Origin of the sequence: Halomonas llamarensis (assembly GCF_023555005.1) — a bacterium.
Classification (GTDB): domain Bacteria; phylum Pseudomonadota; class Gammaproteobacteria; order Pseudomonadales; family Halomonadaceae; genus Vreelandella; species Vreelandella llamarensis.
This window is the reverse complement of record NZ_JAMJPJ010000018.1, coordinates 1-23,709: the sequence shown is the minus strand read 5'-3', so window position 1 is coordinate 23,709 and position 23,709 is coordinate 1. Positions and strand designations below refer to the sequence as shown.

23 protein-coding genes are annotated in these 23,709 nt (G+C 54.0%); 17 read left to right on the top strand and 6 right to left on the bottom strand.

What is annotated here, in order from left to right:
• Positions 1-43: 43 nt before the first annotated feature.
• A complete protein-coding gene (locus M8006_RS11455) occupies positions 44-1,801 on the top strand; it encodes a GGDEF domain-containing protein (RefSeq protein ID WP_250082287.1) in 1,758 nt (585 codons plus the stop codon).
• Positions 1,802-1,915: 114 nt separating this feature from the next.
• Here the strand turns inward: M8006_RS11455 and katG are convergent, their stop codons facing one another.
• Together katG and M8006_RS11445 are read right to left on the bottom strand one after the other, a co-directional pair.
• Complete coding sequence (gene katG, locus M8006_RS11450; protein WP_250082286.1) at positions 1,916-4,093, bottom strand: catalase/peroxidase HPI; 2,178 nt, start codon at positions 4,091-4,093, stop codon at positions 1,916-1,918.
• Positions 4,094-4,252: 159 nt separating this feature from the next.
• Complete coding sequence (locus tag M8006_RS11445; protein WP_250082284.1) at positions 4,253-5,545, bottom strand: MgtC/SapB family protein; 1,293 nt, start codon at positions 5,543-5,545, stop codon at positions 4,253-4,255.
• A 40-nt stretch (positions 5,546-5,585) separates the two neighbouring features.
• On the opposite strand from M8006_RS11445, the gene M8006_RS11440 reads away from it, so the two are divergent.
• Positions 5,586-5,741 carry a YdhR family protein gene (locus tag M8006_RS11440; RefSeq protein ID WP_250082282.1) on the top strand — a complete coding sequence of 52 codons (156 nt, stop codon included), beginning with the start codon at positions 5,586-5,588 and terminating at the stop codon, positions 5,739-5,741.
• A gap of 28 nt (positions 5,742-5,769) precedes the next feature.
• On the opposite strand, the gene cheZ is transcribed toward M8006_RS11440, so the two are convergent.
• Positions 5,770-6,450, bottom strand: coding sequence for a protein phosphatase CheZ (cheZ, locus tag M8006_RS11435; protein WP_250082280.1), 681 nt, complete (start codon positions 6,448-6,450; stop codon positions 5,770-5,772).
• A 394-nt stretch (positions 6,451-6,844) separates the two neighbouring features.
• Here cheZ and M8006_RS11430 point away from each other — a divergent pair, with 394 nt between their 5' ends.
• Together M8006_RS11430 and M8006_RS11425 are read left to right on the top strand one after the other, a co-directional pair.
• On the top strand, positions 6,845-7,591 hold the full coding sequence (locus tag M8006_RS11430; RefSeq protein ID WP_250082350.1) for a methyltransferase domain-containing protein: 747 nt from the start codon (positions 6,845-6,847) through the stop codon (positions 7,589-7,591).
• 20 nt (positions 7,592-7,611) lie between these two features.
• Positions 7,612-8,637 (top strand): methyltransferase, encoded by a 1,026-nt coding sequence (locus tag M8006_RS11425; RefSeq protein WP_250082278.1) that lies wholly within the window; start codon positions 7,612-7,614, stop codon positions 8,635-8,637.
• On the opposite strand, the gene greB is transcribed toward M8006_RS11425, so the two are convergent.
• Complete coding sequence (gene greB, locus M8006_RS11420; RefSeq protein WP_250082275.1) at positions 8,616-9,155, bottom strand: transcription elongation factor GreB; 540 nt, start codon at positions 9,153-9,155, stop codon at positions 8,616-8,618. The two genes, M8006_RS11425 and greB, sit on opposite strands and share 22 nt — an antisense overlap.
• 204 nt (positions 9,156-9,359) lie before the next feature.
• Here greB and M8006_RS11415 point away from each other — a divergent pair, with 204 nt between their 5' ends.
• The 13 genes from M8006_RS11415 (at position 9,360) to M8006_RS11355 (ending at position 21,808) form a co-directional block, all read left to right on the top strand.
• The gene (locus M8006_RS11415; RefSeq protein ID WP_430886822.1) at positions 9,360-9,989 is read left to right on the top strand and encodes a TRAP transporter TatT component family protein; all 630 of its coding nucleotides are present in this window, start codon (positions 9,360-9,362) and stop codon (positions 9,987-9,989) included.
• A gap of 81 nt (positions 9,990-10,070) precedes the next feature.
• Positions 10,071-10,709, top strand: coding sequence for an NUDIX domain-containing protein (locus M8006_RS11410; RefSeq protein WP_250082274.1), 639 nt, complete (start codon positions 10,071-10,073; stop codon positions 10,707-10,709).
• Positions 10,710-10,744: 35 nt separating this feature from the next.
• Complete coding sequence (locus tag M8006_RS11405) at positions 10,745-11,185, top strand: DUF1249 domain-containing protein (RefSeq protein ID WP_250082271.1); 441 nt, start codon at positions 10,745-10,747, stop codon at positions 11,183-11,185.
• On the top strand, positions 11,185-11,919 hold the full coding sequence (locus M8006_RS11400) for a metallophosphoesterase (RefSeq protein ID WP_250082269.1): 735 nt from the start codon (positions 11,185-11,187) through the stop codon (positions 11,917-11,919). Before M8006_RS11405 ends, M8006_RS11400 begins: the two co-directional genes overlap by 1 nt.
• Positions 11,920-12,048: 129 nt before the next feature.
• Entirely contained in the window at positions 12,049-13,032 is a 984-nt protein-coding gene (cysD, locus tag M8006_RS11395; protein WP_250082267.1) for a sulfate adenylyltransferase subunit CysD, read from the top strand.
• A gap of 1 nt (position 13,033) precedes the next feature.
• On the top strand, positions 13,034-14,470 hold the full coding sequence (cysN, locus tag M8006_RS11390) for a sulfate adenylyltransferase subunit CysN (protein ID WP_250082265.1): 1,437 nt from the start codon (positions 13,034-13,036) through the stop codon (positions 14,468-14,470).
• 139 nt (positions 14,471-14,609) lie between these two features.
• Positions 14,610-15,284 carry a zinc metallopeptidase gene (locus M8006_RS11385; protein WP_250082263.1) on the top strand — a complete coding sequence of 225 codons (675 nt, stop codon included), beginning with the start codon at positions 14,610-14,612 and terminating at the stop codon, positions 15,282-15,284.
• Between the two features lie 205 nt (positions 15,285-15,489).
• Positions 15,490-17,637, top strand: a complete 2,148-nt coding sequence (locus M8006_RS11380) for a type VI secretion system Vgr family protein (protein ID WP_250082262.1) — start codon at positions 15,490-15,492, stop codon at positions 17,635-17,637.
• Positions 17,638-17,639: 2 nt separating this feature from the next.
• Positions 17,640-18,566, top strand: coding sequence for a DUF4123 domain-containing protein (locus tag M8006_RS11375; protein WP_250082260.1), 927 nt, complete (start codon positions 17,640-17,642; stop codon positions 18,564-18,566).
• Complete coding sequence (locus tag M8006_RS11370; protein ID WP_250082258.1) at positions 18,563-19,393, top strand: VRR-NUC domain-containing protein; 831 nt, start codon at positions 18,563-18,565, stop codon at positions 19,391-19,393. The genes M8006_RS11375 and M8006_RS11370 overlap by 4 nt, the downstream gene beginning before the upstream one ends.
• A gap of 11 nt (positions 19,394-19,404) precedes the next feature.
• Positions 19,405-20,379, top strand: a complete 975-nt coding sequence (locus tag M8006_RS11365) for a type VI immunity family protein (RefSeq protein WP_250082256.1) — start codon at positions 19,405-19,407, stop codon at positions 20,377-20,379.
• On the top strand, positions 20,376-20,780 hold the full coding sequence (locus tag M8006_RS11360) for a hypothetical protein (RefSeq protein WP_250082254.1): 405 nt from the start codon (positions 20,376-20,378) through the stop codon (positions 20,778-20,780). The genes M8006_RS11365 and M8006_RS11360 overlap by 4 nt, the downstream gene beginning before the upstream one ends.
• A 35-nt stretch (positions 20,781-20,815) precedes the next feature.
• Positions 20,816-21,808, top strand: coding sequence for a type VI immunity family protein (locus tag M8006_RS11355; protein ID WP_250082253.1), 993 nt, complete (start codon positions 20,816-20,818; stop codon positions 21,806-21,808).
• A gap of 75 nt (positions 21,809-21,883) precedes the next feature.
• Here the strand turns inward: M8006_RS11355 and M8006_RS11350 are convergent, their stop codons facing one another.
• A complete protein-coding gene (locus M8006_RS11350; RefSeq protein WP_250082251.1) occupies positions 21,884-22,615 on the bottom strand; it encodes a class I SAM-dependent methyltransferase in 732 nt (243 codons plus the stop codon).
• A 55-nt stretch (positions 22,616-22,670) separates the two neighbouring features.
• Complete coding sequence (locus M8006_RS11345; protein WP_347709760.1) at positions 22,671-23,453, bottom strand: thymidylate synthase; 783 nt, start codon at positions 23,451-23,453, stop codon at positions 22,671-22,673.
• Positions 23,454-23,709: the final 256 nt, after the last annotated feature.

Below are 23,709 nucleotides of genomic sequence, written 5' to 3'. Positions count from 1 at the left end.
AGTTTGACGTATGATTTCCTCATCAATATTTTGAGGAGCAACCATGCGCATTCGCTTTTTGCAGTGTATGGCGTTCGTCGTGCTGCTTTTGTCGTGTGGCAGCGTCGCGGCGGACGCGCCCTCCGAACCGCTGGCATCGTGGGAGTTCCGTTGGGGCGACTCGCCGCAGTCGGCGGCGCATGGCAAGCCCGCGTGGTTGAATGAGAATTCCACTGCGTGGCAGCCGATTAACTTCCCTTCTAACCCGCCCGGTAGAGGCGGGCAGCAACATGTTTGGTTTCGCACGCTTTTGCCGGAAGGCGAATGGCGCGACCCGGTGCTGTATATCACCAGCATTGATTTGATCGGCCAAATATACCTCGGCGATGAGCTGATTTATCAACACGGCGAATTTGACGCCGAAGGCAAGGGTAACTTCGTCGGTTGGCCGTGGCACATGGTTGCGCTGCCTGAAGATTTTGCCGGCAAGCCGATGCATATCCGTGTTTTTTCGTATTACACCAACATTGGCTTGTGGGGTGAGGTTCAGCTAATGGACCGCATCGACGGCCTTCATAAAGTGATCAAGCGCTCGGCAACGGCTCTGGCGGTGAGTGCTTTTAGCCTAGTTATCGCTATTCTAGCTGGCATTTTTGCGCTTATCGGCCCTGAACGGCGGGGCTTTGCGGCTATCGCGTTATTTAGCCTTTCAGCGGGCCTTATGTTGCTCGCTGAAGCACCGGCACGCCAGCTAATTGCCGAAGGCGCAATGGCGTGGGATACCCTGCGGGCGAGTAGCTACTACATGCTGCCAGTGGCGATGGGGTTATTGCTAAGTTTTTGGTTGGAAGGACGTTCGCGGCGCTGGATGGCGCGCTTGTGGCAACTGCATCTTGTTTACCTAGTGGCTGCTATTGGTTTGGTGAAAGCAGGCGCGGTCAGTTTGTCGCTGACATTCCCCGTTTTCGATCTATTATTAGCCGTGACGCTTCCGCTCATGCTGTTGATTGCCCTGCGTCGTTTTAGCTGCATGGGCTTAGAGCAGCGATTGCTGGTGCTGAGCTTTTCTCTTTTTGCGCTGCTTCTCTGGGTGGATATGCTAGTTGCGCATGGCTTTGTCTTTTGGCGCATTGTGCCGCTAAGCGTCGGCACGTTAGCGTTTTCTATCGCCATTGTCGGCATATCACTTTGGCACTATCGTGAGACACAGCGACAATTAGCCTCTCTCAATCAAACACTGGAAGCAAAAGTCTTTGCGCGCACGGCTGAGCTCGATAGGCTCGTGAATGAACTGAAAGAACTTTCAATTCAAGATTCGCTGACCGGGCTAAGTAACCGACGCCACTTTGATAGTTTGCTTGATCATGAGTTTCGCCGCGCTGAGCGTCATGGTGAAAGGCTGTCACTTTTGATGTTGGACTTAGATCACTTCAAACGTATTAACGACACGCTTGGTCACGATGCAGGCGATGCGGTGTTAACGGATGTGGCGGGGTTACTTAAACATCACTTTCGCGGGGCGGATGCGGTGTGCCGGTTGGGGGGCGAGGAATTTGTGGCGCTGCTGCCGGGTGTTTCCATGCAAAATGCTGAAGCTCGCGCGAACGCACTGCTGGAAATAGTGCGGCATTATGAGTTTCGTTATGAAGGTCAGTTGATTGAGTCACTGACACTTTCCTGTGGCGTGGCGACCTATCCGGATCATGCTCAAGACCCCAAACAATTGCTCATAAAAGCCGATGAGGCGCTTTATCAAGCGAAAAATAGCGGGCGTGATCGTTGCGTTATTTGTACACCACCGGTAGCGACCGACTTAGCCTAGCGAGCGGTATTGGGAATATGGTCATTGCGAGTATGCTTAAAAAACCGCGCCTCATAAAAGGCGCGGTTTACGTAGCGAGGGTTTTTTCGCTCTAACTCTAAGTGGTGCGCTTAATTACGCGTTTTGAAATTTCTCTAGATCAAAACGGTCAGCGTTCATCACTTTGGTCCATGCGGCGATGAAGTCTTGAACGAATTTCTCTGCATTGTCGTCCTGAGCGTACACCTCAGCGTAAGAACGCAGGATCGAATTGGAGCCAAATACCAAGTCAATGCGGCTGGCCGTCCATTTTACCTGATCGGTTTTGCGATCACGTACTTCGTAGGTGTTGTTACCCGCTGGCTTCCAGGTGTTATCCATATCGGTCAAGTTAACAAAGAAGTCATTGGTCAGCTGGCCTTCACGGTCAGTGAAAACGCCGTGCTTGGTGCCGCCGTGGTTGGCGCCGAGCATCCGCATGCCGCCGATCAATACCGTCATCTCAGGAGCGGTCAGGCCCATTAGCTGAGCGCGGTCGAGCAACATCTCTTCCGGTTTAACAATGTAATCTTTCTTTTGCCAATTACGGAAGCCATCGGCTAACGGTTCCAGCGGTTCGAAAGAGTCGGCGTCGGTCATCGCGTCGGTGGCATCGCCACGGCCTGGTGTGAACGGTACTAGGACGTGGTGACCGGCGGCTTTCGCTGCCTGCTCAATACCGACACTACCAGCGAGCACGATGATGTCAGCAACACTGGCGCCGTTGTCGGCGGCAATTTTTTCGTAAACTTTCAAAACCTTGGCCAGACGGTCCGGCTCGTTGCCTTCCCAGTCCTTCTGCGGGGCTAGACGAATGCGTGCACCGTTGGCGCCACCACGCATATCCGAGCCGCGGAAAGTGCGCGCACTATCCCAAGCGGTGGAAACCATCTCGCTGATGCTCAAGCCACTATTCGCGATTTGCGCTTTTACCACTTCCTCTCCGTAATCGGTGCTGCCGGCTGGCACCGGGTCTTGCCAGATTAAGTCTTCAGACGGGGCTTCCGGGCCGATATAACGTTCTTTCGGACCAAGATCGCGGTGGATCAGCTTAAACCAAGCGCGGGCGAAGCAGTCTTCAAAATACGCCGGATCTGCCATGAACTTTTCGCAAATTGCTTTATAGCTTGGGTCAATCTTCATGGCCATGTCGGCATCGGTCATGATCGGGTTCAGACGCGTGGTCATGTCTTCGACATCTACCGGCTTGTCTTCTTCCTTCATGTTGACCGGTTCCCACTGCGAGGCGCCCGCGGGGCTCTTGGTAAGCTCCCATTCGTAACCGAACAGCAGGTCGAAGTAACCCATATCGAATTTGGTCGGATGGGTCGTCCAGGCGCCTTCGATACCAGAAGTGACGGTGTCACGACCTTTACCGCTGCCATTCGGGTTAGACCACCCCATGCCTTGCGCTTCAACGCCAGCGGCTTCGGGCTCTGGGCCGAGCGCTTCAGCGTCGCCGTTACCGTGGCACTTACCCACGGTGTGACCACCGGCTGTTAGCGCGGCAGTTTCTTCGTCGTTCATCGCCATGCGGGCGAAGGTTTCACGTACTTGATCGGCGGTCTTTTGCGGATCGGAGACGCCGTTCACACCTTCTGGGTTGACGTAAATCAAGCCCATCTGAACCGCGGCTAGCGGATTTTCCATGGTGTCCGGTTTGTCGACGTCGCCGTAGCGCTCATCAGAAGGAGCCAACCACTCTTTTTCTGCTCCCCAGTAAATATCTTTTTCCGGATGCCAGATGTCTTCGCGACCAAAAGAAAACCCGAAAGTCTTCAAGCCCATGGATTCGTAGGCGACATTGCCAGCCAGAATAATCAAGTCTGCCCAGCTAATTTTGTTGCCGTACTTTTTCTTAATCGGCCACAGTAGACGACGTGCCTTATCCAGGCTTACGTTATCCGGCCAGCTGTTGATCGGCGCGAAACGTTGGTTGCCCGTCGCGCCGCCGCCACGGCCATCCGCGATACGGTACGTACCGGCTGCGTGCCAAGTCATACGGATCATCAGACCACCATAGTGACCCCAATCAGCGGGCCACCAGTCTTGGCTGTCGGTCATTAAGGCGTGAACGTCTTGCTTAAGCGCGTCGAAGTCGAGTTTTTTAACTTCTTCACGGTAGTTGAAGTCTTCACCCAATGGGTTTGTCTTACGGTCGTGTTGGTGAAGGATGTCCAGATTGAGGGCTTCTGGCCACCAGTCAATGTGGGATTTGCTCTCGGATGTGTTGCCACCGTGCATCACTGGGCACTTACCTGTATGTTCGCTCATATGCTCCTCCACTCTCTCTTTCATATTAAGTCACGCTTGTAACAATATCTGTTGTGAACCTCAGCTTCACACGTCATTTATAGAATATGTATGACATAGCGACAATTTATTTTTAATCACTGTTTTAATAGCTATATACTATTGTTGTGTCGCCCACTTCTAAAGAAGCGCGACTCCCCAAGCACTCAAGGCGCCGAGTGTGACAGACGCCAGCATCGGTAAGGCAATGCGTAGCCCGAGCGCACGGGTGCCGAAACTCGCCGCCATGCCTCCTTTAACCAAATTGTTGACAGACGCGGCAATGATAATGCCTAAGACAGCGCTGGCGATGCTCAGGCTGTCTTGCGACATACGTGTCAGCGATAGCGTGATGGCATCGACATCGGCGATGCCTGACACTGTAGCGAGTAGATAGACGCCGGTATCGCCGAGCCATTCGCGTAACCACTTGCCTAGCAGCATTATCACCGTAAGTAGGGCGCCGAACATAAGCGCGGTCCGCAGCTCCAGCGGGTTTTGATTGAGTTTTGGGCTATCGATTGGGCTGCGCTGGCGCTGGCGGTGCCAGATAATTAGCGCCGGAAGGTAAAGGCTCAGCGCCATTAATGTGACCGGTAAAATAAGAGGCGGGATTAGTGCTGGGTGGACAATGGCAGCGTAGATCAAGATACGGGGAAACATGGTGCCGCACGCAATTAAAATACCCGAGGCCAGCAGAGGGCTAAGCGCGGTATCCAAACGCGACTGCCGGGCATAATGCAGCGTCAATGCCGTCGAAGAGGAGAGCCCGGCAAATAGCCCGGTGAAAAGGATGCCTTTTTCCGCACCACCAACGCGGATAGCGAAGTAACCGACAAAGGAAATCGTGGCAATCATCACCACCATCCACCATAGCGCGTAAGGGTTGAGCACACCGCCCGGCCCCATGCCTTCATTTGGCAAAAGTGGCAGCATGACCGCTGAAATCAGCAGGAGTTTTAGTGCGGCGTCTAGCTCATGAGATTGGAGTTTGTCGAGCAAACCGTGTATCTCGCGCTTGTTATCCAAAATCACAGCGGTTACCACGGCGCAAGCGGTTGCAAGCGCCGGGCTGACGGCAACGGCCATCGCCCCAAACGAGAAAGCAAGCAAAAGGCCGATCAGGCCGGTGATGCTCACATCACCGCTTCGTACCATTTGTTCACGCCATCCCACCAGCGCGATCAAGGCAATCGCGAGAAACATCAAGGGGAAAGCCCAAGGTGTCAGTGTTTCGGCGAGAAGCCCTGAAACCCCACCCAGAAGCCCTACCAGCGCATGGGTGCGAACCCCCGCTACACGCGACCCAGCGCTTTTTTCGCGCGCGACCCAGCCGCGTTCTATCCCAATCAGCGTGCCAAGCAAAAGCGCCAGAGCCAGGTGCAGGGCAGACTGATTGACAGTGATAAATTCGCTGGTGAGTTGCTCCATCATCTCTCCCTTTATTGGACTGAAACTTCACAGCATGCCTTAATTGGGAGTATATGACTTTTTTATCGATCACGTTTCCGCTGAGGCTTATTACGAAAAGCACACTTCACGCTTAAAGGGGAGGGGAGTCGATGAGATCGGAACGCAAATCATTGCCGTCAACCCCGCGTTGACGGCAATGAATCATGGTCCCTTGTAGGCATGTAAAAGCAGCGAGATGAATGGAGCTAGAAGCCTAGCTCGTCAAGCAGATCATCGACCTGACCTTGACCATTCACCACATCGGTTTTTTCTTTGTCCATTTGCGGGCCGTTGCGCAGCTTTGCGTGTTCGTCGCGCTCGTCTTTGGCTTTCACGCCTTCCGTGATGCCAGGGGCGCTTTCTAACAGTACTTGCACCAGCTCTTGCTCAATGGCTTGGATCACGCCCATCATCTTCTTGATGACTTGACCAGTTAAGTCCTGAAAGTCTTGCGCCATCATGATTTCGAGAAGTTCTTTTTGCGCAATACCGGTCTGGGTGGGTACTTGCTCAGCGAGAAAGTGGCGCGTATCGGCAATGAGCTGTTCATCGCTTAACGGGGCATCGGGGCTTTCCAGGGTTTCCCAGCGCTTGGATAGGGATTGACTGTCGCTTTCGAGTTGATCTTGGGTTGGTTGAGCACGCTCAACGGCGTTTAACGAGCGTTCTGCCGCTTGTTCTGTCATCGCGGCGACATAACGAAGACGATCGCTGGCGTCAGGAATGGCCTGAGCGGCCTGCTCAATTTGCTGGTCTAACCCAAGTTCCTTCATGCTTTCGCGCATCATGCGCGTTAGTTGGCCAATTCGTTGGATGACCTCATCCGCGCCGTTTTCGTTAAGCACAGAGGGCATAGCGCCATCATGCGCAGTTGTTGGATTTGCCATCCTATCCTCTCTTGACGTGAGTTTCCGGGCTCATAGTGCACGACAAAGCCTAGTCTTGCCTATTCGCTTGATGCGTTGTCGGGGGCGAAACTTGCGCTAGATCAAGATGCTTCCATGCCCGCTAAAAGGTAGTTCGTTCATTGCCACTGCAACGCACACGATAGTGTGAACGTGAGTTTACGTGAATTCGCCTCGCCAAATCACGTAAACTATACGTCATGTAAACAACGCACCTTAATAAAAGGTCGCTCGGTACAAGTCCGCCTTGCTCAATAGGCAACCGTTCCAAATGAAATGCTCCGAGCAAAATAGGTCGATATGAGAATGGGCGCGCGTGAAGAATTCTAAAACGGCTGATGAGTTAACCCCTGCGGGGGATCGTTACTTTGACGGTATGGCGGATAAATTCGCCCGTTCGCTTTATAACGCGCCTCGTGGGGCGTTGCGCTTAGCGCTGCTTGATGCGTTATTGCCTGAGATGCTAACACTTAATCAGCAACCGGTGTTGGATGTGGGCGGTGGATTGGGTCAGCAAGCAGCATGGTTTGCCCGACGTGGTCATGGCGTTACATTGGCGGAACCGTCAGGCGATATGCTGGCGTGCGCTCAGCGTGAAATAGACGCCCAAGCGACCATTAGCGGGTATGTGCGTTATGTGAAAGCGCCGCTGCAAAAGCTCTTTGAGGCCGCACCTGGTCCTTGGCCGCTGATCACGTGTCACGCCGTGTTGGAGTGGCTCGGGGACCCGCATGCCGCCCTTGTCGAACTTAGCCGATGCTTGGCGCCGGGCGGGCAGCTTAGCTTGATGGTGTTTAACCGTGATGCGCTGCGTTTCTCCAATGTGGTGAAAGGCAATATGCATAAAGCGTTAAACGACGAACTCGAAGGGTTGGGTAAAGGTCAACGTCTAACGCCTATTTCCCCGCTGACCCATGCGCAGATCGAACAGTGGAGCCGCGATGCTGGCTTGGCGATTGAGCATGTCGCGGGTATTCGGGTCTTTCAGGATTATTTGCGCGAGCAGCCTGCTACGGAAGAGCAGGACTTAACGCTGTTAGCGCTCGAAAAACAGTATTGCCGCGTTGAACCCCACTGGCGCTTAGGGCGCTATCTACTTTATACCCTGATCAAGCCATCCTAATTTCCACCGGAGACCCCTGTATGAGCGGCGCAACCAAAAGTGCGAGCCCCAGCTGCCAACTGCTGCAGCGCCAAAGCGAGGTGTTTAAGCGCGATGTTGCCAACCAGCCGCTATGGGCCGTGGCGCCCCCTCAAGACGCCTGGCTCATGGCCCAGGCGCAAGGCGTGATTAGTGCTGATCATGCCGTGTTGCGTGCTTTTCAGGCGCAAAACAAGGTGGCGCAATCGCCATTTGCCCACGTATCGATACCCAGTGATGCCCACGTGGTTTTGTTCTGGCCCAAAGCACACGCGCTAGGCATTTGGTGGCTTAAGTGGCTGTGTGAGCATTTGCCGCCCGGCGCGTCTATCGACGTAGTAGGTGAGCACCAGGGCGGCATTAAACGTGTGCCCAAGGTCCTCGCTGAGCTCGGTATTAGCAGCGATAAGATCGACAGCGCCCGGCGCTGTTCGCTCTTTGCGACCCAAACGCAGCCGTTGGAACAGAAAAGCGACGCGGCCTGGCTAACCTTTGAGGCGCTTGGTTTAACGCTTTGCAGTCATCCGGGCGTATTTGGTCATGGCAAATTTGACGAGGGTACGGCGCTACTGCTTGAGGCGTTGGAGCATAAGCTGCCCAAAAAAACGCAGCGAATCCTCGATGTCGGTTGTGGCGACGGTATTATCACGGCTTGGCTGGCTCAGCGCGGTCACGAGGTGACCGCGATGGATATCAGCGAGTTTGCCCTGGAAGCGACGCGCAAAACGCTTGAGGCGAATCAGCTGGCGGGTCGGGTACTTGCTAGCGACGTGTACCAAGCACTGGGTGATGAACGTTTTGATCTCATCATCAGCAACCCTCCGTTTCACCAAGAGCGAGACATTCATTATGGCGCGGCAGCAAGGTTGATCAGCAGCGCACCAAACCACCTGAACCGGGGCGGGCAGTTGATTTTGGTGGCGAATGCGTTTTTACCTTACCCGGAACGCCTAACGCTTGCTTTCGATCATTTCGAGGTAATGGCCGAGAATCGCCGCTTTAAGGTTTATGGGGCCGGGTCGCGGTAATCGATCGCGGTGATGAGGTAGGTCGTCTCACCGGCGGGTGTCGTGACCGTGACGTCATCGTCGACTTCTTTGCCCAGCAGCGCTTTGGCCAGCGGCGCGTCGACGCTGATCCAATGCTTGGTGGTATCGGTTTCGTCGTGGCCGACAATGCGAATATCGAGCGTTTCGCCATCTTCGTCCTCAAGACTGACAAACGCGCCGAAGAACACCTTTCCGGTATCCGCCGGTAGGCGGTCGACGATCTGCAGTTCATCCAAACGCTTGGTCAGATAGCGAATACGTGCGATGACGCGGTTTAATTCCTTTTTATTGTAAGTGTAGTCCGCGTTTTCCGAGAGATCACCGAGCGCTGCGGCTTCGCCCACTTTCGTGGAAAGAGCAGGGCGCTTAACGCGCGATAAATGATCCAGAATGCCGCGTAGCCGTGCAGCTCCTTCGGCGGTAATGACGTTGCTTTTGGGCTCCTGGCGCGGGTCTTTTGCGGGGTCGCGCCAGCGGGTCATGTTTCTGCCTTTCATTCGTGCGCGTCTCCACGTTAAACACAAAGCGTTTATGGTAAAACCCCTTTGTGATGCCAAAAATGGTGTCGGTTTAGGTGGCGATTCATTCAAACGTTCGTTACATTGTGTTTTGCCACTTTATTTATGCCAAATAGAGTGCCACATAAAAACAAGTCGGAGATACGTATGCAATTGACAGGTTCGTTTAATACCAAAGCGGGTATGGGAAAAATGCTGGCAGTGACGCTACTAGGCGGGATGCTTGCCTTTACCTCTCTGACCGTTAGCGCTTATGAAAGCGAGCTCTTCTCACTTAAAAACCGCTGGGAGCATACGGTGACGCAAACGCCTAAGAGCGAGCGCGAAGATATCCTCAGCGCCCTAGCCGACGAGGCAAATGCGTTAGCGGAGCAGCACCGCGATACGGCGGATGTTCTGGTATGGAAAGGTATCGTGCTGGCAGCTCTTGCGCGCGAAAAGGGTGGCTTAGGTGCACTTGGCAGCGCAAAAGATGCCCGCGATGCACTGGAGCGCGCCATTGAAATTGATCCTACCGGCAACAACGGTTCTGCCTACGTGACGCTAGGGGCGCTTTATGATCGTGTGCCGGGTGGTTTGATTAGCTTTGGCGATAGCGATACGGCTGAGCAAATGTTTCAGCGCGCACTTGAAATTCGCCCAGACGGTATCGATGTGAACTACTATTACGCAGCCTTTTTGCAGGATGAGGGCAACGATCAGGCGGCAAAAGAGCATGCTGAACGTGCAGTGAACGGCACGGCACGCGATAGCCGCAAGGCGTCAGATGAAGCGCTGCGCGAGGATGCGGCATCGCTTTTAAATAGCCTTTAACGGACGTTTCAACGGGTTTGATGGTGGCAATCCCGTAAACCAACCCCGATAATGAGCGGATGTGCTTATCGGGAGTGTTACATGCCATCATCAACACCTTCGCTTGGGCAAGACGACGTCGAGCTGATTTCGCGCGAGATACTTCAGCAAGGTTTTTTTCGTTTAGAAGCCCTTACGCTGCGCCACCGTCTGTTTGAAGGCGGTGTTAGCGAAACGGTGCGTCGCGAAGTGCACTTTCGCCATGATGCTGTTGGGGTGCTACTTTATGATGTGGCGCGCGACGCATTGGTGTTTGTCGAGCAGCTACGTGCCGGAGCGATTGATGACCCCGTCTCGCCGTGGAAGTTAGAGTTGGTCGCCGGTTTGGCTGACTCCGGCGAGACGCTGGAGAGCGTAGCCCGTCGTGAAGCGTTTGAAGAAGCGGGTTGCGAGATCGGAGAGATGCGCAAGCTTCATACTTATTATCCAAGCCCTGGTGCTTGCAGTGAGCAGGTAACGCTTTTTTGCGGGCTGGTCGATACGCAAGGAGTAGGTGGCATTCACGGTTTGGATGAAGAGCACGAAGATATTCGTGTGCATGTGGTGAGCTTTAACGAGGCGTGGGAGCTCCTTGAACAGGGTCGGCTCGATAACGCCATGAGCTTGATCGGTATGTACTGGCTTGCCGGGCAGCGTGCCTCGCTACGTGCGTTACCCGATAATGCCCCGCGCTTTACGTAAGCTAAACCCCACGCACTAGACTGACAGGAGCCCGCATGGCTAAAGCCGCCTATGTGACTGATTTAAAATCCCTGCAGGGCGAGTGTAGCGCCAACTATCTGCGCCTGATTCGTCTGGTGGGAGATATGGAACAAGGGCAAAGCCGCGATATTCGTTTGAGCGAAGAGGGCTCAAGTGCTTTGCACCTATATATCCAAGAAAACGCGCCCTACACCACCATGATTCAAGTGTCGCAGACGGGCCCTTTGGATCACGTGGTCGAAAGCCCTAAAATGCGTGTCCACCTTTATCACGACGTAAGGATGGCAGAAGTCACGGATTTTCAGCGTGAGCGGCATTTTCATGGCCGCTATCGTTATCCCAATCCGCGTATGCATCAGCCCGATGAAAAACTTCAGCTCAACCGCTTTCTGGGTGAGTGGTTGGCCCATGGTCTCGCTCATGGGCGCAGCGAATACGCGCCGGAGATGCCCTAATGCGCATTGTGCAGGTTACCGATTCGCATCTGCACGCCGACCCTGCAGCGCGCTCGCGCACCGGGATACCGCTAAAGCAATTCAGTGCCGTCATTGATGCGATAAAAGCGCAGCACCCTGATCTCGTTATCGTCACTGGAGATATCAGCCAGGACGAAACAGCGACATCGTATACGCATGCCGTTGAGCAGCTACGAGCGTTGTCATGCCCTTGGTGTTGGCTGCCGGGTAATCATGACCGAGTCGACTTGATGGAAGCCGAGCATCCGTTGCTAGAAGAAGTAGACCTTGATGGCTGGCGTATGCTGCTATTGAATACGCAAGTGCCGGGCCAGCCTCACGGCGAGCTCGGGCCGGAAAAGCTTGCCGCTATGACGAAACGACTAAAAGCCGATACCCGCCCGACGCTGATCGCGATGCATCACCCGCCGGTTGAGGTAGGGGCTAGCTGGATGGACGCCATTGGCTTACAAGACCGCGAGATATTTTGGCAGGCATTGAGCGCGTTTGCTCACGTCAAGCTGATTGTTTTTGGCCATGCGCATCAAGCCTTTGCCCAGGCGTATGCAATAGGTGAAGGGCAGGTGGGAGTATACGGTTGCCCGGCTACCTCGGATCAGTTTCTGCCAGAAGCAAAAGCCTTTGCGGTTGATGACGCTTCTCGCCCAGGATATCGGGTTATCGAGCTAGACGAGGGTCAATGGCACACCTGGGTAGAACGGATAGAGCGGTGATGTGACAAGCTCAGAGTAAGCGTGGAATAAAAATGGAATAAAAAGATAGTTATTAATTCTTTTGGGTTATTACTTGACCGGCGTTACCCTGACCGCATTCGATAGTGTTTTGCGATGAGGTAGTGGTACATGGTCCAGCTTTCTGAAGTCTCCCCCCGAGGAGCCGTCCCCCGGCATGAGGCCGAACCATCGGCTTCTACTGCCCCCGATGCGGCTCGCTTAACGCATTTAAAGCAGTTAGAAGCAGAGTCGATCCATATTATCCGCGAAGTGGCGGCAGAGTTTTCCAACCCGGTGATGATGTACTCCATCGGCAAAGACTCCTCGGTCATGCTTCACTTAGCGCGTAAAGCATTTTACCCCGGTACGCCGCCCTTTCCGCTCTTGCACGTGGACACGACGTGGAAATTCCGCGAGATGATCGAGTTTCGCAACCGCATGGCCACGGACGCGGGCATGGAGCTGATCGTTCATACCAATGAAGAAGGGCGCGCAGCGGGTATCAACCCCTTTGATCATGGCAGCGCCAAGTACACCGATACCATGAAAACTCAGGCGCTTAAGCAAGCGCTCGATAAGCATGGGTTTGATGCTGCCTTTGGCGGGGCACGTCGCGACGAAGAAGCGAGTCGCGCCAAAGAGCGTGTGTACTCGTTTCGGGATAAATACCACCGCTGGGACCCGAAAAATCAGCGCCCGGAGCTCTGGAATATCTACAACGCCAAAATAAACAAAGGCGAATCCATTCGCGTTTTCCCGCTCTCCAACTGGACCGAGCTGGATATCTGGCAGTACATCTATCTGGAACACATTCCCATCGTACCGCTTTACTACGCCGCCCCGCGCCCGGTGGTCGAGCGCGATGGTATGCAGATCATGGTTGATGACGAACGTATGCCGCTAGCGCCAGATGAAGTCCCCGAAGAAAAGTGGGTGCGCTTTCGTACGCTCGGTTGTTATCCGCTCACCGGTGCGGTGCAGTCCAGCGCCGCCACACTGCCCGAGATTATTCAGGAAATGCTGCTGACCAAAACGTCAGAACGTAGCGGTCGTGCGATTGATCACGATCAGGCCGGTTCGATGGAGCGTAAAAAGCGCGAGGGGTATTTTTAATATGGCTCACCAATCCAACCTGATTGCCGACAATATCGAGCAATACCTGCACGAGCATGAAAATAAAGACCTGCTGCGCTTTATTACCTGCGGCAGCGTCGACGACGGCAAATCGACCCTGATCGGGCGGTTGTTACACGATTCGAAAATGATTTTCGAGGACCAATTGGCCGCGATTACCGCCGCTTCCAAAACCAGCGGTACCACCGGCGACACGGTGGACTTGGCACTTTTGGTTGACGGCTTGCAGTCTGAGCGCGAGCAGGGCATTACCATTGACGTGGCGTACCGCTTTTTCTCGACTGAAAAGCGTAAGTTCATCATCGCCGACACGCCGGGGCATGAGCAGTACACCCGTAACATGGCGACCGGTGCGTCGAATGCGAGCCTGGCCATTATTTTGATTGACGCCCGTTATGGCGTACAGACGCAAACGCGTCGCCACAGCTTTATCGCCGACCTGCTGGGTATTCAGCACTTGGTTATCGCGGTGAACAAAATGGACTTGGTTGGCTTCTCTCAGGCCCGCTTTGACGAGATCGTGGCTGAATATCAGGCATTTGCACAAAACCTGAACGCCAGCGATATTCGCTTTGTGCCCATCTCAGCACTCGATGGCGATAACGTTGTCAACGCTAGTGAACAAACCCCCTGGTATTTCAGTGGCTCACGCTACGCTGGCGAGGCGCTGCTGAGCTTACTGGAAAACGTCGAGATTCGTCGCGATCAGAACCTGACCAACCTGCGCCTTCCGGTGCAATACGTTAACCGTCCACACCTGGATTTTCGTGGTTATTGCGGCACATTGGCCGCGGGTGTCGTACGTCCCGGGCAGCGGGTAAAAGCCCTGCCATCACAGAAAATCGCCACGGTCGAGCGAGTGGTGACGTTTGATGGCGATTTGGCTGCGGCGTATCCCGGTCAGGCGATTACGTTGACGCTGGATGAAGAGATCGATATTTCCCGTGGGGATTGGCTTGTCGCGGCGGATGAGTCCGTGCCGCTTTCCAATGCGTTCAGTGCCGATATCGTCTGGATGCACGACGATGTATTAACGCCCGGCAAGCTGTACGACTTCAAGCTCGCCACGCGGGATATTTCCGGCCAGGTGCGGCATATCGATTACCAAACCGATGTGAATACGCTGGAAAAACACGCCTGCGATTCGCTTTCGCTCAACGCCATCGCCCGCTGCGAAGTGGAGCTAACGGCGGAAATTCCGGTCGACGATTATCGCCAAAGCCCCGGAACGGGCAGCTTTATTATCATCGACAGGCTGACCAACGTGACGGTGGGCGCAGGGATGATTCGTAATGCCGTAGCGGCTAACGATACAGCGCCTCAAACCGATTGGGCGGCGTTTGAGCGCGACTTAAATGCCTTAGTGCGCAAGCATTTTCCGCACTGGGAGGCGAAAGATATTCGTTCGCTACTCTAGCAGCATGATGAAAGCGTTAGGCTGACGTAAAGTGCTTAATCGCGGCGAATCGGTACGCGGATTGCAATCAGTCAAGCGCGATGTGGCGGATCATCCCATGGCATAATGCGCGTAAACCGTATTCGGGAGCATTTTGTCTATGATCGTCGTACTGATCGTTTTCTTACTGGCCATTTTTGTGCTGCCCAACCTCTGGGCAAAATGGGTATTGAAGCGCCACACCCGTGGGCGAAATGATTATCCTGGCACCGGTGCCGAGCTAGCCGATCACCTATTGCGCCGCTTTGGTGTCGAAGGCGTAAAAGTCGAGCGCACCGAGCAAGGCGATCATTACGATCCTGAAGCGCGTCGCGTGCGGCTTTCCTCTGGGCACTACGATGGCCGCTCGCTAACTGCTGTGACTGTCGCTGCTCATGAAGTCGGTCATGCCATCCAACACTATGAGGGCTATACACCGCTAATCGCCCGCAGCCGCCTGGTCAAGCTGGCGCAAAAAGCAGAGAAAGTGGGGGCGATACTGATGATGGCTGCGCCGTTTCTGTTTATTTTGACCCGGCTGCCTGGTGGGCTGGCGCTGGTGGTGGGCATGGCGGTGGTGAGCTTCGGCACCGCCGCCGTGGTGCACTTAGTCACGCTGCCGGTGGAGTTTGACGCCAGCTTCAACCGCGCCCTGCCGATGCTCAAAGACTACGTTCCCCCCTACGATATGCCCGGCGCCCGCCACGTACTCACCGCCTGCGCGTTCACGTACGTCGCCGCGTCACTTGCCAGCGTCATGAACCTCGGTCGCTGGTTGGTGATTTTGCGGCGGTAAGTAAGTGTGTTGAAGTTTGGTTTTCAGTGTCACTGACTCTTTTATAATGCAATGGATAAGTGAAAAGTTGCTGAGAGCTTTGTAAGCTATGGATTAAAATTTTGTAAGACATCTCTGTCACTTGCCCTTCAGGCCTTGCTCTTTGGCCCCCGCTCGCTATTCTAATCGCTTCTCATTTACTCGTCATGATCCAAGGAGCGGCACAATGGCAGACGGGACTGGCCTGCAATTTACCCTGACCCTACCCGGGGCCGATGACACCGCCGTGGTGCGGTTTACCCACCGCGAAGCCCTCTCTGAGCCGTTTACCCTCTCCGTTGACGTTGCCAGCCGCACCCATGATCTGTCGCCCAGCGACTGTTTGGATCAAGAGGCGACGCTGACCATTTGGCAGGACGGCGAGCCGCTACGCCGCGTGCATGGGGTGGTCGCTGCGCTGCATCGCGGCGATAGGGGACATCGGCGCAGCTTCTATCGGGTCGAGATTCGCCCTGCGTTGTGGCGACTATCGCTGCGCCACAACGCGCGGATGTTTCAAGACACTTCGCCCTATGACGCCATCACCACCTTAGCCAGCGAGCGCGGTCTGACCGACATCGGCTTTGCCACCACCCGCACGCCCTTGGATCGAGAGTATTTAGTCCAGTACCGGGAGACCGATCTGGCCTTTATCGAGCGCGTGGCCGCCGAAGAGGGCTGCTTCTATTTTCATGAGTTTGAAAATACCGAAGGGGGTAAACACGCGTTGGTGTTTGCCGACGCCACCGTGGTGCTTCCCAGCGTGGGTGAGCGCACCTACCACGGCCGCGCCGGGGGGACGCCGCCCCGACGCCATGTGCGTAAACTCCGCCAGGTCAGCCGGGTGCGCCCCGCCTCGGCGATGCTGAAAGACTACACCTTTAAAAACCCGCCCTATGCGCAGCTTCACGAACACCTGGCCCCCAACCTGGGCGAACACGCCCAGCGGGAAGATTACGAACACTTCGATTACCCCGGGCGTTACAAGAAGGATGCCTCCGGCAAGCCGTTTACCCGCCACCGCCTCGAATCTCTGCGCGCCGACGCCACCACCGCCGAAGCGGAAAGCGATCTCCCCGAACTCGCCCCCGGCCTCTGTTTTACCCTCACCGACCACGATATCGATAGCCTCAACCAAGCGTGGCAGGTGGTGGCCGTGGTGCACCACGGCGAACAGCCCCAGGCCCTGGAAGAGGACGGGATGGCCCGGGGCGGCTATGAGAGTAACAATGGGGGGAACGGCGCTGCGTCGGCGCAAGCAGGCGAGCTGATGACCCGCTACCATAACGCGCTGGTGATCATGCCCAAGGCGCAGACCTTCCGCCCGACGCCCAATCCCAAACCCCGCGTCGATGGCCCCCAGGTGGCCTTTGTGGTCGGCCCGGAAGGCGAAGAGATTTACTGCGACGAGTACGGCCGGGTCAAGGTGCAGTTCCCCTGGGACCGCTACGCCGAACCCAACGAGACCGCCAGCTGCTGGGTGCGGGTGGCCCAGGGCTGGGCAGGCGGTGGCTACGGCAGCATGGCGATCCCCCGGATCGGCCATGAGGTCATCGTCTCGTTTCTGGAAGGTGACCCCGATCAGCCGCTGATCACCGGACGCACCTATCACGCGGTGAACACGCCCCCTTACCCGCTGCCCGCCAACAAAACCCGCACGGTGATCCGCACCCAGAGCCATAAATCAAAAGGCTTTAACGAACTGCGTTTTGAGGACGCCACCGACCAAGAGCAGATCTGGCTCCACGCCCAAAAAGACCTGGAGCTGCTGACGCTTAACGACCGCACTGAGGAGATCAAACGCGACAGCCACCTCAAGGTGCACAACGACCGCATCAGCGAGATCGATAACGACGAGCATCACACGGTACACCGCCACCGCTTTGAGCACACCGAAGGCGCCCAGCATTTAAGCGTGGAAGGCACCCTGCATATGCGCGCCGGAGAGGCTTGGCTAAGCGAAACTGGTCAGGAACTGCATATCAAATCGGGGCAAAAAGCGGTACTTGAAGCCGACGGTGAAATCACCCTAAAAGCCGGTGGCAGCTTTATCAAGATTAACGCCAGCGGCATTACCATCGTCGGCCCCCAAGTCAAAATCAATGCCGGTGACAGCCCCGGCAATGGCACCGGGCAAGCGGCTGAGGGGCCGCGTTTGCCAGGTAAAGCGACTAGCGAAGAGCACCAGCGGATACCACCGATAAAACGACAGCCCACCGCTTTTGCAGAAACGGAAGGGCAGGCGATAGCGCTTAAACAGGCGGCCAGCAGTGGCAAAGCACTCTGCGACATCTGTGCCGACACCTTGAAAAACTCACAGGGGGCGGCCTTATGAGAATGGCATTGCCTTCATGCACGCATCTTGTGCTAGATGCCGCCCAACCAGAAGTCCGCGAGCAGTGGTACCGGCGTTCGGCCTATAGTGCCGATGGTGAACTGCTCTATACCGGAACCCCTTTTGCGCATTTGTCGGCCGTTTCGCCTATCGTCGCACGCACCTCAACCGATGACCCTTTTTTACGCTGGGTGACTACCCAGCGGCCCAACCTGCGCTGGGGCGTTCTACTCGAAAGTTGTGCCTCATCTCAGCAGCTGGTAAGCCATTTTCAGCACTGGCTAACGATCTTGAATGACCAGGGTAACGAAGTGCTCTGGCGCTTTTATGACCCTGAAGTACTGCCGTATTTCCTGAATGCGTTTGGCGAGCAGGAGCGCAGCCAATGGTTCGGCCCTTGTACAGCGGTGCACTGCCTAACCCCAAAGGGCTTGGTTACCCAGCGTGTGCGTAAAGGGAAAGAGCAGCAAGAGGACGCGTTAAGCCAGCCACTACCCGTAGCCCCCTGGTGGCGCATTACCCAGCGCCATCTACAGCTTCTGCACCCACTGCTGCGTAAGGAATTAATCGCCGAGGCGCGTCAACGCTTGTTGCTAGCGGCCTGGCCGTGGTTGATGCACCTTGAAACGTCAACGATTGATGCGCGCCTTGGCGAAGTCATCGACCGCTTGATCGCGCTCAATCAAGGGGAGTTGCCCAGTATCGATATGGCCGAGCACTTCTGCCTACTGGTATTTACCAGTTGTTCACATCTGGAACAGCGGGACGATTTTAAAAAGGCAGTCGCCACCCACGGTATCGCCAAAACGTTAACCCTGTGGCAGGTCTATGCCTACGGCCACCTGCCTGACCGTGGCCACCACGATACCCAATGGCTGCCCGACGGCCCGCAAATGTCAACGTTAGAAAGGCAGGGAACCACATCATGAGCGGGACAAGTGCGCAGGCATGCCCGATGGACGATGATATCGAAAGCCGCTTGGCGATCGTTTGTAGCTTTGTATGTACCTGTAATAAGGTGCCCAATCGCGGGCGAAATGGCATTAATCTTAAACAGAGCTGCGTCGATAGAGGGCTACAGCAGCTCAATGAGACCTGCGATACGGGCATACGCGTGCAGGTGCCTTACTATATGGGGGATTCGCCACCTTCCCCATTGCTTGTGAAAGACGGTGAAGGCCAGGAAACGACAGCGGCAATTCCCAGCTTCGGCCACGCCATTAACCGTATTAGAAAAATCAAGCGCGATAGGGCGCGGGGAATACTGTTAACGGAATCGGCGAAAAATCGCGTAGAAGGTTACACCCGCGGCGATATGCGCCTGCCCGATGCGGTAGTGATGCGCGACCCCAACGGCAAACCCACTCAAGACAACCTGCTGGGCGTGATTGAGGTCAAATTTCCGCCGGATGATTGGGGGGATGGGCAAGAGAAGGCTTATGAACGAATTGCAGGAGGAGAAGATAAGTTAAAACTACTGACTCCTGATCGCTGTGGCTGCAAGGGCCCGCTCCAGACAGAGTATGCTCCTGAAACCCAGCCCGCCACGGAAACTTACCGAGATCGCTTGGAAGAACGAGGCATTTCGTGGGGGGCAATTGGAGCAGGCGTCGCGTTAGTCGCTCTAGGAGGCGCTGCGACTTATTTCAGCGGAGGGCTAGGCGCTGCACTAGGCCAGCAGGCTGCACGACAGGGGGGCGGGCATGGTAGTAGGCGGCCTTGGTGTGGGTGCGGCAGCGGCTTGGTAATAACTTAAGGAGAAACTCCATGGATACATCGCAGGATTTGGATCAACTACTCACGGTAGAAACTGACAACGGCGTGCTGTTTAAAATCTGCCTGGGCGTGGCGCTGTTTTTTACCGGCTCCCAGCAAGACGAAAAGCGCCAAGCAGTTTTAGATATTCTTGCCGACTACCGCGACCTGGTCGGCGACGAACTGACCTGGACAACCAATCCAACCACCGGCCGCTGGAAAAAGCTCAAGGGGTTCAATAGCTATATTACTCCCTTTGATTGGCTGCCTATCTATGGCCCTGGCGAGTGGGAGTTTGTATATCACGGCGGCCAGCGTCGTAGCGATGCTGATAATCATGATTTTGTTGTGTTGGGTAACCATCCCGCACATGATGAGCGAGGAGAAGTCAGCTATTTGTACTGTCAATTTCCGGTTAATTTTTTTATCGAGCATGATCAGAAACTGCCTGCGCTAGTACAGCACTGGTGCGCTAAACTGAATCCCGTGCATGGTTACGCAGGCTTTTGGCTGGGGAAGTCGCACGGTTATGCACGGGAAGATGAGGCTAAGATACTGGAGTATAAATTTGGCCAGCGCTTTCCTGGTCTTCAAATCAATAAGTTCACCACTCATTCTTTAAACCTGCACCGTGGCCCAAAAGGTGTTGATTGGTTGACCATTCTGTCTGATAGTTGGCTGGAAAAGTTAGGTGGGGTGGCGCAAGTCAAAGAGCAGATGGGCGAACTGCCGGTGCTGGGCTACAACGGCGGTGCCATTCTGCGCGCGGGCCCTATGCCACAGTTAGGCGATAATGAAAATCCCGAAGTCAATGCCGCCTTAGCGGACTACCACCGCGTGGCTGAGATAATTGAGCCGATTCGTATCAAAGATCATGGGGCCATTCATTCTTCGCTGTTACCCCGTAACCGGCACGAAAAGTATTTCAATGAGGCTGAATACCAAGCCTGGCTAGCGCGCTTTAGCCCCCAAGGAGGTGAGCAATGAGCGAGCCAGCTAGTGGTGAAGTGTTCGAGCTTGAGTGGATCCCTGGGCAGTTGTTTCCTGATATCGAACTGGAGCGGGTGGAGGTAGACGAACAGGCGATCCGCATCGTGTGCAGCGATGGCGACTGGTCGATACAATCGGATATCATCCTGTTCTGGGGGTCAGGCACCATGGTGTTTGAGGTAGACGGCGATATCGCCGTGCGTATCCGTGAAGGGGAACGCTGGCCCTTGGTAGCGCCCTCCGTTGCCAAGGAAAAGTTGTTCCCTTATCTGCATACGCTGGAAGTGATCGAGCGCGGCGACCCTTGGCGGCTACGCTTTCGTGCCGGGGATCTGAATGCCGCCGTAGAGCTTCAGGCAGCGGTGACCCGCATCACTTGGTATCCCGACGACGTTTAAAAATACGTCCAACAATGCATTAAAAGGGAGATCTAATGGCTGGGATACCCTCAATGGATATACCACAGGATCTAGATCAACTACTCACAGTAGAAACCGATAACGGCGTGCTGTTTAAAATCTGTTTGGGCGTGGCGCTGTTTTTTACCGGCTCCCAGCAAGACGAAAAGCGCCAAGCAGTTTTAGATATTCTTGCCGACTACCGCGACCTGGTCGGCGACGAACTGACCTGGACAACCAATCCAACCACCGGCCGCTGGAAAAAGCTCAAGGGGTTCAATAGCTATATTACTCCTTTTGACTGGCTGCCTAGCTATGGGCCCGGCGAGTGGGAGTTTGTTTACCATGGTGGACAGCGCCGAAGCGATGCCGATAATCATACATGTGTCGTCCTGGGCAAGCGGCCAAGTGCTGATGAACGTGGGGATATGAGTTATCTGTACTGCCAGTTCCCCATCGATTTTTTTATCGAATGCGAGCAGAAACTTCCTGAGTTAGTTCAACAGTGGTGTGAGAAGCTCAAGCCGGAACATGGCTATGCAGGCTTTTGGCTAGGTCGTTCTTCCGGCTACGAAAGGAGTGATGAGGCAGCAATCCTAGAATACAGGCTTGGTCAACGCTTTCCAGGCTTGCAGATCAATCAATTTGTCGAGCACACTTTTCATTTACACCGTGGGTTAAAAGGGGTTGATTGGCTGACCATTCTTTCTGATGCCTGGCTAGAACGACTGGGAGGTGTAGAGCAAGTCAAAGAGCAGATGGGCGAACTGCCGGTGCTGGGCTACAACGGCGGTGCCATTCTGCGCGCGGGCCCTATGCCACAGTTAGGCGATAATGAAAATCCCGAAGTCAATGCCGCCTTAGCGGACTACCACCGCGTGGCTGAGATAATTGAGCCGATTCGTATCAAAGATCATGGGGCCATTCATTCTTCGCTGTTACCCCGTAACCGGCACGAAAAGTATTTCAATGAGGCTGAATACCAAGCCTGGCTAGCGCGCTTTAGCCCCCAAGGAGGTGAGCAATGAGCGAGCCAGCTAGTGGTGAAGTGTTCGAGCTGGAACGGGTGGATGTAACTAAATAACTAATATCTACCATTTTTACTACTTTGTGGCACGCAGTAGAATATAGGGTTTTGTGTCCTGTAGAGTACGGAATTCATTCATATGAGCTGGCAACTGTGAATTGTCAAATGGTAGGCTGCGCTCTGTGGTTAGTGTAAGCCCTGCTGCGGCGAATGTATTTCGATATGTGGATAAATCCCATTGCTTATCGACAATCTCTAATGGTTGCTGCCTTCCCGGTATCGTGAGGTAGACTGGGCGATTATCTCCGTATTGATAAGAAATACCATGCTCTCCATTGCGGTAGGTCGGATAATCGACTCCGGTGGTTCGAGGATGAGTGTCGAGAATGTAATAGGAGCCGCCAGGTTTAAGTACACGCATTACTTCCGTAGTGATACGTAATAGTTCACAGCGTTCGAAAATATTAATAAATAAAAAACAACTAATGGCAGCTTCAAAACTGTTATCAGAAAATGGCAAGTTTGAACCATGAATTTTCTCAAAGTGAAGATGGTTGCCGCCTGCGGATATGGCTTTTCCAATCATTATTGGAGAGATGTCAACGTCGGCGATATAATTGAATCCGTCGTCTCTTAATCTTCTGGCCACTTTTCCGCTGCCACAGCCGTAGTCCAATACACTAATTTCCTTACCATGGGAGGATGTTAAGTCTGCGATTAGTGGTTGATAGCCAAAAGTGTTTTCCTCCCAGTCATCGTAGGCGTCAAAGAGTTCGGCGATATTGTGTTCAGTCCAATTAGTGTTCATGGAAATAAATCCCCTAGTATTCGCTCATGTATGAATGCTTTAACTTCCCCAGCGATTAATAAGAAACGGTCGATAGTAGGGATTGATTATCTCTAATGCCTTTTGGGGTAGCCCTTCCCCTGTCTTGATTTGGCGATAGATCCATCAGTACATCTCGCCAATAAGCCGTTAAGTTAAGATTAGTCATATCATTAAATGACAGCAAGCCGCTACGGATTTCTGACTCATATTCCAGTAGTTTGCGTATAGTGACAGGGGATGTACCAACTGGCATTAAAGGTATGGTGCCTGACTGGGGCACAGTTTCATTACTATTCAAAAGCTCGAGCGTACGCTCATGTGTGCTTTCATAGACGTGAATAGACCCAACTTGATGCTTGTAGTGCCCGATCTTGCAGTCTATACGGGTAGCAATATATTCCTGCAAGAAAGTAAAAGAGAAAATATCGTTCAGCATACCAACGTAAGCATCATTGGCACGCATATAGCTAACCATGTTCAGCTTTTCTTCGCGAAGTAGCAACTGAAGACCCAAAGTACATGAAACATCGATATTACGTCGATAAAGATCCTCTTCCGCACTGAATATTTGCAGGACGGCACGCTTGCTGTCGGGGTCGTCATTTTTAAGGATATCAATCGCTCGTTCGATTTGATCGAATGTATCTGCACCAAAGTTTTTAAGACGAGCTCCGTAACCAGTACCCGGTAGGCTTATACCATCTGGGCTGTAGCGTTGCATCGACGGTGCGTACCAGGCAATAAATGCCAAGTCGTTTTTGCCGGATAAATACCACAACGCTTCTGCATAATTAAAGACAATATTTTTTTTACGTATTTTGCTTAGACAAAAGCGATCTCGGGGGTTGTCGAGTCGGATATTGAATCCAATGAGTTATCGCTCTTTGTTTCCTCGAGGTGCGTTAATATGTTCGTATTGAAAGCAGATTTTATGCAGTGTGTCTCTATACAATGGTTCGGACAGTTTCATGACGCGATAGCACCGTAGTGGCACATCTCGTCAAAGTCGGGTCGGGATTTTATGCAATTGAAGTCCAGACCCAAGTAGAAAGAAAAGCGCTCCAGCAGATGCG

What these genes read in the sequence shown, in the direction of transcription:
- M8006_RS11455 (WP_250082287.1), top strand. Translation starts at nt 44, where the DNA reads ATGCGCATTCGCTTTTTGCAGTGTATGGCGTTCGTCGTGCTGCTTTTG.
- katG (WP_250082286.1), bottom strand. Translation starts at nt 4,093, where the DNA reads ATGAGCGAACATACAGGTAAGTGCCCAGTGATGCACGGTGGCAACACA.
- M8006_RS11445 (WP_250082284.1), bottom strand. Translation starts at nt 5,545, where the DNA reads ATGATGGAGCAACTCACCAGCGAATTTATCACTGTCAATCAGTCTGCC.
- cheZ (WP_250082280.1), bottom strand. Translation starts at nt 6,450, where the DNA reads ATGGCAAATCCAACAACTGCGCATGATGGCGCTATGCCCTCTGTGCTT.
- M8006_RS11430 (WP_250082350.1), top strand. Translation starts at nt 6,845, where the DNA reads ATGGCGGATAAATTCGCCCGTTCGCTTTATAACGCGCCTCGTGGGGCG.
- M8006_RS11425 (WP_250082278.1), top strand. Translation starts at nt 7,612, where the DNA reads ATGAGCGGCGCAACCAAAAGTGCGAGCCCCAGCTGCCAACTGCTGCAG.
- greB (WP_250082275.1), bottom strand. Translation starts at nt 9,155, where the DNA reads ATGAAAGGCAGAAACATGACCCGCTGGCGCGACCCCGCAAAAGACCCG.
- M8006_RS11415 (WP_430886822.1), top strand. Translation starts at nt 9,360, where the DNA reads ATGGGAAAAATGCTGGCAGTGACGCTACTAGGCGGGATGCTTGCCTTT.
- M8006_RS11410 (WP_250082274.1), top strand. Translation starts at nt 10,071, where the DNA reads ATGCCATCATCAACACCTTCGCTTGGGCAAGACGACGTCGAGCTGATT.
- M8006_RS11405 (WP_250082271.1), top strand. Translation starts at nt 10,745, where the DNA reads ATGGCTAAAGCCGCCTATGTGACTGATTTAAAATCCCTGCAGGGCGAG.
- M8006_RS11400 (WP_250082269.1), top strand. Translation starts at nt 11,185, where the DNA reads ATGCGCATTGTGCAGGTTACCGATTCGCATCTGCACGCCGACCCTGCA.
- cysD (WP_250082267.1), top strand. Translation starts at nt 12,049, where the DNA reads ATGGTCCAGCTTTCTGAAGTCTCCCCCCGAGGAGCCGTCCCCCGGCAT.
- cysN (WP_250082265.1), top strand. Translation starts at nt 13,034, where the DNA reads ATGGCTCACCAATCCAACCTGATTGCCGACAATATCGAGCAATACCTG.
- M8006_RS11385 (WP_250082263.1), top strand. Translation starts at nt 14,610, where the DNA reads ATGATCGTCGTACTGATCGTTTTCTTACTGGCCATTTTTGTGCTGCCC.
- M8006_RS11380 (WP_250082262.1), top strand. Translation starts at nt 15,490, where the DNA reads ATGGCAGACGGGACTGGCCTGCAATTTACCCTGACCCTACCCGGGGCC.
- M8006_RS11375 (WP_250082260.1), top strand. Translation starts at nt 17,640, where the DNA reads ATGGCATTGCCTTCATGCACGCATCTTGTGCTAGATGCCGCCCAACCA.
- M8006_RS11370 (WP_250082258.1), top strand. Translation starts at nt 18,563, where the DNA reads ATGAGCGGGACAAGTGCGCAGGCATGCCCGATGGACGATGATATCGAA.
- M8006_RS11365 (WP_250082256.1), top strand. Translation starts at nt 19,405, where the DNA reads ATGGATACATCGCAGGATTTGGATCAACTACTCACGGTAGAAACTGAC.
- M8006_RS11360 (WP_250082254.1), top strand. Translation starts at nt 20,376, where the DNA reads ATGAGCGAGCCAGCTAGTGGTGAAGTGTTCGAGCTTGAGTGGATCCCT.
- M8006_RS11355 (WP_250082253.1), top strand. Translation starts at nt 20,816, where the DNA reads ATGGCTGGGATACCCTCAATGGATATACCACAGGATCTAGATCAACTA.
- M8006_RS11350 (WP_250082251.1), bottom strand. Translation starts at nt 22,615, where the DNA reads ATGAACACTAATTGGACTGAACACAATATCGCCGAACTCTTTGACGCC.